Annotated in this window: 9 protein-coding genes; 2 read left to right on the plus strand and 7 right to left on the minus strand. The window is 47.8% G+C overall.

The window, feature by feature from the left end; genetic code table 11:
• Positions 1–206 precede the first annotated feature (206 nt).
• The 3 genes from B7L70_RS10915 to B7L70_RS10925 all read right to left on the minus strand — a co-directional run bounded on the left by B7L70_RS10915 (position 207) and on the right by B7L70_RS10925 (position 2,557).
• Entirely contained in the window at positions 207–992 is a 786-nt protein-coding gene (locus B7L70_RS10915; RefSeq protein ID WP_081228195.1) for an acetoacetate decarboxylase family protein, read from the minus strand.
• Between the two features lie 66 nt (positions 993–1,058).
• Entirely contained in the window at positions 1,059–2,006 is a 948-nt protein-coding gene (locus B7L70_RS10920) for an acyl-CoA dehydrogenase (RefSeq protein WP_238376221.1), read from the minus strand.
• Positions 2,007–2,161: 155 nt separating this feature from the next.
• Positions 2,162–2,557, minus strand: a complete 396-nt coding sequence (locus tag B7L70_RS10925) for an acyl-CoA dehydrogenase family protein (protein WP_081228198.1) — start codon at positions 2,555–2,557, stop codon at positions 2,162–2,164.
• Positions 2,558–2,684: 127 nt separating this feature from the next.
• Between B7L70_RS10925 and B7L70_RS10930 the strand changes: the two genes are divergently transcribed.
• Positions 2,685–3,152, plus strand: a complete 468-nt coding sequence (locus tag B7L70_RS10930) for a Fis family transcriptional regulator (RefSeq protein WP_081228200.1) — start codon at positions 2,685–2,687, stop codon at positions 3,150–3,152.
• A 114-nt stretch (positions 3,153–3,266) separates the two neighbouring features.
• Positions 3,267–4,313, plus strand: a complete 1,047-nt coding sequence (locus tag B7L70_RS10935; RefSeq protein WP_081228203.1) for an alcohol dehydrogenase catalytic domain-containing protein — start codon at positions 3,267–3,269, stop codon at positions 4,311–4,313.
• A gap of 103 nt (positions 4,314–4,416) precedes the next feature.
• On the opposite strand, the gene B7L70_RS10940 is transcribed toward B7L70_RS10935, so the two are convergent.
• The 4 genes from B7L70_RS10940 to B7L70_RS10955 all read right to left on the minus strand — a co-directional run.
• Positions 4,417–6,111: a thiamine pyrophosphate-binding protein gene (locus tag B7L70_RS10940; RefSeq protein ID WP_081228204.1), complete on the minus strand. Its 1,695-nt coding sequence runs from the start codon at positions 6,109–6,111 to the stop codon at positions 4,417–4,419.
• Between the two features lie 6 nt (positions 6,112–6,117).
• Positions 6,118–7,074 carry a hydroxyacid dehydrogenase gene (locus B7L70_RS10945; RefSeq protein ID WP_081228206.1) on the minus strand — a complete coding sequence of 319 codons (957 nt, stop codon included), beginning with the start codon at positions 7,072–7,074 and terminating at the stop codon, positions 6,118–6,120.
• Positions 7,075–7,185: 111 nt separating this feature from the next.
• The gene (locus B7L70_RS10950) at positions 7,186–7,524 is read right to left on the minus strand and encodes an SCP2 sterol-binding domain-containing protein (RefSeq protein WP_081228208.1); all 339 of its coding nucleotides are present in this window, start codon (positions 7,522–7,524) and stop codon (positions 7,186–7,188) included.
• A gap of 58 nt (positions 7,525–7,582) precedes the next feature.
• On the minus strand, positions 7,583–9,133 hold a 1,551-nt coding region (locus tag B7L70_RS10955; protein WP_081228210.1), incomplete at its 5' end, for a 3-hydroxyacyl-CoA dehydrogenase/enoyl-CoA hydratase family protein.

Below are 9,133 nucleotides of genomic sequence, written 5' to 3' on the forward strand. Positions count from 1 at the left end.
TTGTTATTGACATCCCATAGACATAAACATTCGGTGAATAAATATACATCAAACCATCCTCACTTAAGGTTGTTTCCACCATTATTGCAAGTACTATGAATAAGACAAACCAGATCAGCAATAGTGTCTCACTTAAATTCATATTTATGCTACACCTTATGGTTATTTCTTTTAATTTAAATATTTAATAAATATAGGCTATATAGTTACCAGGAAAGCTTCCATTCTTTAACCATCCTCGTGATGCCGAGCTCCATATCACCCTCAAGGTAAAGGCCTGTAATTACCTGGGTGATTTTAATATCGTCAAGTGGGTCAAATGGGGTACCGTTAAGTTTCACCCTGGCCTCGCCAGCCCATAACTGTGGGTTATCTCTCGGTGTGAATATGAATTTTGCGTACCAAAGTATTAATTGGGCAATGCCAGGTGTGCCGTCGGGTAATGGAGGTAATACCCTGAGTGATAGTAGTGGGAATGTGATTGTGTTGTCAACCCTCGGTATCAAGGCCTTAAATGCATCGAGCTGCTCAAGCCCAAGCCTACTGGCTATCGCAATCTCAACCCTCATTAACTCACCGCCCCTATCCAGTGTGCCAACAACTAATCCGTAATCATTTATCGAGAGCTCGATCCTACCAAGCTTCTTGGGCGCACCCGCCAGCTCCCTACCGGCTGCTAATGCGGCGTCGTTGGTTACGTATATGTACGGTATGTAGTAGGCCAGTGAAATGTCCCCCGTCTTCACGGGTATGGCCACCAAAGCCTCCCTATAAACCCCAACCGTGGACAGCCCATAATCACCAACCCAAAAACCAGCCATCTCCATGGCTAAATCCACACCCTCAGGCAATAGCGGCTCTACGGACTTGGGGTCTATGTTTGCGAGGACCAGGGCAACCCTAACCTTACCATAGCTTATTATGGCTGAGCGTGGATATAGGGATGCATTTAGTGGTATTCCAAAACCCTTATCACCACCCTTCAATACCATATCTTAAGTAAGAGCGGGTATTTTTTTATTCTTAATCAATATATAGTGAATATAGTTTGTAAGGCATTATTTATAGTTTTGAATTACGTCATCGGCAGCATCGAGACTTAAGGCCTCAACGGTACCATCCTCAATAAGTAGGGCCCTAGCATCCCTAAACAACTTCTCAATTATAAATTCACTGCTCAACCCATAGGCGCCAAATATTTGGAGTGCGTCATTGACGACTTCGAATGCAATCTTCTTAGCGTATATCTGCGCAGTCCTCGCGTACCTAGGCGCTGCGTCGAAGGATAATTGGAAGAATTTATTGTATACGTAGTCCATGGCCTTAACTACGTAGTGTCTCGCCGTTACAATCTTCTCGAACATCTCATAAATCTTCAACTTAATGTTCTTATGCTCAATTATGGGCCTACCACCCTGTACACGGGTCTTTGCATAATTGAGAGCCTCCTCAAAGGCAGCCCTGGCCAAGCCCACTGAGAAGGCGCCCATATTTACACTCGTTATATTGAGGAGTTGATCGGAAAATACCTCGTAGAATGGTGATAATGCAATGACGTAATCCTCAGGTACACGTACTCCATCGAAGAACACGGGACCCTGTGGGCAATCCCTATTTCCGAGCATGTCCACGGGCTCTCCCTTCCTAACGCCAAGTTTGTTGAGGGGGACTATGACGAACGCGCCCTCCCTAAGGCTCTTACCATCCTTAACCTGAGCGTGGAGACCCATATGTGTGCATATTGGTGCTGCGGAAACCCACGCCGATTTCTGCCCATAGATGACCCACTCGTCGCCATCACGCTCAATAACCACATTACCTCTACCAAAGGACTCGACATCCCTATCCCTAAACGCAAGTATGTAATCACTACCGTGCTCAGGCTCAGTAACGCCCCAACAACCAATGTATCTCCCCTCAACATCCTCCAACCATGGCTTAACAACCTCCTCCCTAACCCTCTCTGAGCCAAACATCGCAGCTACCGTAAATGGTATAGCATCCACACCAATTAACGTAGCCAATCCAAGGCTACCGTCTCTCCAGAGACGGCGGGTTGTATTCGTTTATTTTCGGTGGTTTTCCGCCGTCTCCTTCTCGACGGTCTCCCCGGGCCCCCTCACCGCAGTGGCTCGCCAACGGTCGCCCGCGGTTCCCAGCCCTACGGGTCTTGGAAACCCAGGGGCACAGTTAAGGTGCTGGGATTGGGGTTATAAGCCTGTCGCCCCATCACCAACGATAATAAACGCCACAAATAATCACGAAAACCAAAACAGCTACATCCACCCCAACCAAGCTCCTCATCTATTGTGTATCGTTGTAGATTCGTAAGCCCAACACCACCACGATCCCTAGGCAGGTGGATTCTATGCAGACTCATTTTCTTCATTTCCCTTATGGCCTCGAATATCGGTGAGTTCGGTCTAATACGATCTCTGGGGCTCATTCTATCGAGTTTTATCGATATTGGTCTCAAAACCTCCTCAGCAAGCCTATGTACATTCCTCCTCAGTAACTCATCCTCATCACTTAATCGCTCTAAGTCTAAATACTCCATGGCTTATTAATTCACTAGGTTTGATTTTAAGTATAATTACTATTTATAGATAATACGCTTTTCATATAAGGTATATAGCTTATATACGAGGAATTCTTTAATGTTGCTATGAGTTATTCTGAGATGTATGTCAAGTGAGGGCTTCATATTCCCAAGTCCACAGTGGGCTGAGGCGTTCTGTAAGGCCCTTAATGAAAACCCTGAATATAGGGAGGCAGCTAAGGATTGGGTTTGGGACGTTGTCTTTGTGGCCACCAACGTACCAAGCACCGTGGTTAATGCTGTCGCCCAGCTAATGGGCCTGTCAGGCGTCACTTCGAATGCTGGAGCCATGAAGTTTAAGTTGAGGAATGGGACCTGCCAGGGCTCTGAGTTCTACATCGACGCCAGTAAGGCCGATGCCGACTACATACTAGAGACCGATTACTCACTATGGAAAGACCTAATACAGGGTAAGGTGGACCCAGTCGGTGCAATATTATCTAGGAAAATAAGGGTTAAGAAGGGCAGCTTCCTAACACTAGTGCAGTTCTCATCAGCTGCAATAAAGATGACGAACACAGCTATGAAAGTACCAACAAAGTTCCTTGCATAACCTGGTATCGTATTTACTTATTTTAAAATTGTTGGGAAGAATATATAGTGTAATATATTGGTAAATATGCATCATATAGGGTAGATTAAATAACCAGGGTATCGCTCTAAGTTTATGAAGGCTGCAACATATAAGGGCCCAAGTAAGCCTTACCTGGAAGTTAAGGAGGTACCAACGCCAAAACCAGGCCCTGGAGAAATACTTGTGAGGGTTGCCGCCACAGGCATATGCCATAGCGACATACACCTATTCAAGGGTGATTTTGGACCTGTGAGGGAGGGTTTCATACCCGGTCACGAGATTTCTGGTTGGGTTGAGGATTTTGGGCCTGATGTGAAGAATCCATGGGGCCTCAGGAAGGGTGATCCTGTCATTGTGTCCTGGATAGTGCCTGACGGCATATGTAAGTACTGCGCAAGCGGTAAGGAGAATTACTGCCCAGCCGCGGCAGGTAGGATGCCAGGTCTGGTCGGTATCAATGGCGGTCATGCGGAGTACATCACAATACCGGAGATAGCGGTTATACCGCTTGAGAAGGGTGCTGATATTTACTATGCAGCCCCAATAGCCTGTGCCTACGGCACGGCATATCACGCATTGAGGGAGGCTGGTGTGGGATCTGGAACAAGTCTTGTGGTTATTGGCGCCGGCGGTGTTGGTTTATCAGCAATACAACTGGCGAGCGCCATGGGTGCCTACCCGATAATCGCCGTTGATATTAGGGACTTCGCGCTAGAGAAGGCGAAGGAGCTCGGTGCAACCCATGTTATTAATTCGACAAAGGAGGATCCAATAAGTAGGATTAGGGATGTACTACCCGATGGTGCTGATGTGGTTCATGAAGCAAGACCCGAACCTGATCTCAAATTATCTATGGAGGTCGTGGCTAGGACTGGGACGATAGTGGTTACAGGATTAGGTGGACCTAAGTCCACATTCACGGTGAATGTTTTACCATTTGTAATAAACGGTGTAAGGATAATGGGTAGTCTAGGCTATAGACCTAGGCTTGATTTACCCGAAATAATAAAATTGGTTGCGTCGGGAAAGGTGGATGTTAGGAAGCTTGTAAGTCACACATACGTGCCGGAGCAGATAAACGAGGCCTATGAAAACCTGGAAAGGGGTCTCCACGCAAGGGCCATAGTCAAGTGGGGATAGAATAATTATATTTAAGGGTCATAAAAATTCAAACAATCTCAATAGTTATATATTATGCCTTTATAACCTATTCAATTAATAAACCTGTTACCGTCATTACAACTCACCGTCTCCTGAATATTGCCATTAATTGCCTGGTTATTGGTACAGGTACCGCATCAGGGTTTATAACAACATCCGCGATGCAAGGTCCGTTGGAGCCATAGATGCATTTCTCAAGCCCCGTCTCTAACTCCCTCCTATCATCAATCCTGACACAATTAATGCCTAGTGATTCAGCGAATTTACAGAAGTCCATCGGGTATGTATGCGATGCGTATACCTTACCGCCGTAGAGGAATTTCTGCTGTAACTTGAGCACCCCCTGGGCTCTGTCATTAAATACTACGAAGGCAACCCTTAACTTCAATTCAGCCGCCGTGGCTATTTCCATGCCGGTCATGAAGAATGCCGCATCACCCGTCGTAGCCACCACAGTGGCCTCAGGTCTAGCTATTTTGGCGCCAATGGCGGCAGGTACTGCAAAGCCAAGTGATGTGAAGCCTGCTGGATTGAAGTAGGTCCTTGGTTTGTAGACTGGGAGTTCGAACATCGCCACCTGGTTACCTCCAGCATCGCATGTCACCACGGCCTTACCTTCGCGCATGTCACGATCAATAACCCTAGCCAGGGCCTTAACCAAATCGCTCGGATTTATCCTAGATTCGTCATAGCCTAATTCCTTCAATTCCTGATTACCAACCTCAGCCTTAACCTTCTCAATCAATTTAATACCCCTATCCCTACCTGGACCCCTACCCCTAATCCTTTCATAAAGTGCATTGAGAAACTCAAGTGCATCCGAAACCACGGCTAAGTCAGTCCTATAATTCCTACCGATGTCGTTAGGGTCAATATTAACGTGGATCAGCTTGCCCTTAATAGGTAACGACCACATCCCAGTGCCCAACTCACTAAACCTAGTACCCACACCCAACACAACGTCAGCCATCTCCACAAGCTTCACAGCCACGGTATCGCCGAAATAACCAGCCGCCAAACCGCCATGTAACGGGTGATCGAAGGGTATGGCGCCCTTACCCATTACTGAAGTAACCACGGGCGCACCAAGCTCCTCAGCAACCCTAATTAGGGCATTGCTTGCTTCCGCCGATATCACACCACCACCGACGTAGATGACGGGCCTCTCAGCATTGAGCAAGTCCCTAGCTACTGCGTCTACGACGGCGGGGTCAGGCTTAACCCTGGTTGGCTCCTCCCTCGTGTAACCAACCCACTCTGTATCACTATCGATAATATCCCTCGGCAACTCCACATAAACAGGACCAGGCCTACCCTCCCTAGCTATCCTGAACGCCCTAGAGACGATCCTGGGTATATCCCTACCATCCTCAACCCTGACAGCCCATTTGGTGAATGGTTTAAAGATACTCAGTTGTGCATTGGCATCCCTAAACTCGTGGTAATAACCTCTACCTGCAGTCTTAATTGGTGTTAACCCGGCAAAGGCTACGATAGGCACCCCCTCAACGGACGCCTGTGAAAGCGGTGTCACGAGGCCCGTGGCGCCAGGTCCCGCGGTAACTATGAGGACACCAACTCTACCGCTAGCCCTTGAGTATCCGTCAGCCATGAAACCCATGCTCGGTTCAAAACGACCAAGTACATGCCTAACTCTATCGGCATAGTCATGTAGTGCCGCGTATATTCCAAGCACGTGAGTTCCAGGTAAGCCAAACACCGTATCCACGCCCTCCTCAATCAACGATCTAACAAGGACCTCTCCACCGGTGACCATGCCTAGTCACCTTCCATATGCCATCAATGCGTCTCTAACCCCACGGGCAACATACAACGTATACCTCTTTACAGACTCCCTAGTTACACCAGCTATGTGGCTTGTTATGAATAGGTTGGGAACCTCACCCCTCTTGAACGTCCTCAACAATGGCGATGTCTCCTCAGTGGGTGGCTCACCCGTAAGCACATCCGCTGCGTAACCAGCTATCTTACCCGACCTCAAACCATTGAGGATTGCGTTCTCATCAACAACCTCACCCCTCGCCGTATTCACTATGTAAACCCCATCCTTCATCAAGCCAACCTCCCTAGCGCCAATTAAGCCCCTGCTCTCCTTAGTTAATGATGTATGTATTGTTATGAAATCCGACTGCCTAAGCAAGTCATCTAGATTATCGACCTTAACGGCGTTAACCTCAATGAACCTATCCCTATCTACAAACGGATCGTAAGCCAAAACCCTCATCCTAAAGGCATTGGCTATGGTAGCCACGTAGGAGCCAATCCTGCCAAGCCCTATTATGCCTAAGGTCTTACCGAACAACTCAATACCCGGCGTCAACAGGGAACCCCACTCTCCACCCTTAACCCTACCCATGTTCTCAGGTATTCGCTTAACCATCATTAAGAGTAAACCAAACGTAAACTCAGCCACACTGTACGTTGATGCGCCAGCAGCGCTCACAACCCTTATACCCTTGCTTTCAGCATAATCAACATCAATGTGATCGACACCCACGGATGCGGTGCCAATAACCTTAAGCTTCCTGCCAGCATCAATTACGTCCTTGGTGACCCTATGCCAAACACTGACGATCACAGCATCGTAATCACCTATAGCCTCCCTTAACTGTTCCGTAGTCATCGGCCTAACATCCACCTCACCAGCCTCACTAAGTAGCTTCATTGCTATAGGACCCACGTCAGGGTCCACAAGCGGTACAGTTACTAGAATTCTCATGAGGACCTATAACCAGGTTCTGGGTATAAATGTAATTATTATTTATATTAATTAGTTGCCATGGGGAAATATGTATAGATTTTTAATGATAATTATAAACTATATACATCGTTACGCCGAGCGTGCTGTGTTCATTATGTCGATCAGGGTCGCTGTATCCATTATATTACCCGTCACCTTGATTATGCCCGAGAAGTACGCCTGCATTGCATCTAACTGCCCCTTAATTAACTTCAGTAGGTTGTCCTTATTGACCTGTATTGTCGCCGTTGGTGATCTATGGGAACCCTTGGTGAGCTTTATTGAACCACCCCCAACCTCGACATAGAATGGTTCATAGCCCTCCCCGGTGAACTGAAAGACCTTAACAGGACCACCTATTTTACTTGTTAACTTAGGTAGTGCCTTATCCGTCATCGACTTGAGTAGTTCGTAGGGATCCTCAGACATAACCAGTTGCTTATAGTTAGGTTAATTTTAAATAATGTTACTATATATACTATATAGTTCACTCACCCTTAAACTCAGGTCTCCTCTTTGTCAGGAACGCCATGACGCCCTCCTGGGCATCCTTTGTATTAACTGCCATGCTGAAGAAAGCCGCCTCAAGCATTAACCCTATGTCCGTTGGTACCTGCGTTCCGAAGTTTATTGCATACTTCGCGTAGGTTAATGCTATTGGCGGTCCCTGGGCTAGCCTCATGGCGAATGACCTAACCTCCTCCTCAAACCTCTCCTTAGGCACAACCTTATTCACTAAACCAATCCTGTACGCCTCATCGGCCTTGATCCTATCGCCAAGCATTATCAACTCCTTAGCCTTAGCCATACCAACAAGCCTGATTAACCTCTGCGTGCCGCCGGCTCCAGGCAATATGCCCAGTGCTATCTCGGGTTGACCAAACTCAGACCTCTCAGTGGCTATTCTAAAGTCGCAAGTCATTGCTATTTCCAAACCACCACCCAGGGCGTAGCCATCAATCGCGGCTATCACGGGCTTTGGAAACCTCTCAATCTTGCTAACGGCCTCCTGGAACCTCCTATTGTATAGGAAGAAGTAGTATGTGTGGAGTGGGCCTGCGAATGATGATACATCGGCTCCAGCCGAGAACGCCCTATCGCCAGCCCCCCTTATTATGACGACCCTAACTTCCTTATCATCCCAAAGCATGTCAAGTGCCCTACTCAATTCCTCGAGCATGGTCATTGTTAAGGCATTGAGCCTCTGTGGCCTATTCAGTATTATCCAAGCCAGCGGTGGCTCCTTCCTTAGCATTATTTCCTTAAACTCCACGGTTCCGGCAGCACCGTACTCATAGAACCCCCTACCACTTCTCTGGCCAAGCCTACCCTCCTGAACCATCTGCGTCAATAGTGGGTCCGGCTTGAATAACTCGTAGTTAAACCTGGAGTACAGCTGGTTTAGGGCGTCCACAACCTTATCAATGCCGAACTCATCAGCGAACTCGAAAACGCCCTTTGGCCAACCGAGGCCTAGCTTGACACCCTTATCGATATCCTCCCTGGACGCTATACCATTCCTGAGCAACCAAGCCGCCATGTTTATGGCAGGGGCGAATATGGACACCAAGTCAACCTTTTCACCTGCCTCCCTCGGTATGTTGGCCCTCTCATAGGCCCCACCCTTGTATTCATAGAAGCCACGTCCACTCTTCTGTCCAAGCCAACCCTTCTTATAGAGATCCTCAATTAATGGGCATGGGACTCTAAGCATTGGGTCCCTCTCAGCCACGGCTAAGCCGACTAGGTAGCCGACGTCTATGCCCGTGAAGTCCTGAAGTTCGAAGATTCCCATCGGCAAACCAGCCCTGTACTTGACCGCGGAGTCCACCTCAACGATGGAGTACTGATTGTTCGCGACCAGTAGGCATGCAGCTGAGTTCAGCGATATGAGTACCCTGTTAACGACGAATCCAGGTACGTCCTTATTCACCATTATTGGTTCCTTCCCCAGGCTCTTGACAAAGTCATAGGCCCTCCTGGCAACCTCATCACTGGTTTGCGCACCCTTTATCACCTCAACCAGGGGCATCAGGAC

It is taken from the genome of Vulcanisaeta sp. EB80 (assembly GCF_002078205.2).

Coding starts and splice junctions, on each gene's coding strand:
- B7L70_RS10950 (WP_081228208.1), bottom strand. CDS start 7,524: ATGTCTGAGGATCCCTACGAACTACTCAAGTCGATGACGGATAAGGCA.
- B7L70_RS10935 (WP_081228203.1), top strand. CDS start 3,267: ATGAAGGCTGCAACATATAAGGGCCCAAGTAAGCCTTACCTGGAAGTT.
- B7L70_RS10915 (WP_081228195.1), bottom strand. CDS start 992: ATGGTATTGAAGGGTGGTGATAAGGGTTTTGGAATACCACTAAATGCA.
- B7L70_RS10925 (WP_081228198.1), bottom strand. CDS start 2,557: ATGGAGTATTTAGACTTAGAGCGATTAAGTGATGAGGATGAGTTACTG.
- B7L70_RS10930 (WP_081228200.1), top strand. CDS start 2,685: ATGTCAAGTGAGGGCTTCATATTCCCAAGTCCACAGTGGGCTGAGGCG.
- B7L70_RS10940 (WP_081228204.1), bottom strand. CDS start 6,111: ATGGTCACCGGTGGAGAGGTCCTTGTTAGATCGTTGATTGAGGAGGGC.
- B7L70_RS10945 (WP_081228206.1), bottom strand. CDS start 7,074: ATGAGAATTCTAGTAACTGTACCGCTTGTGGACCCTGACGTGGGTCCT.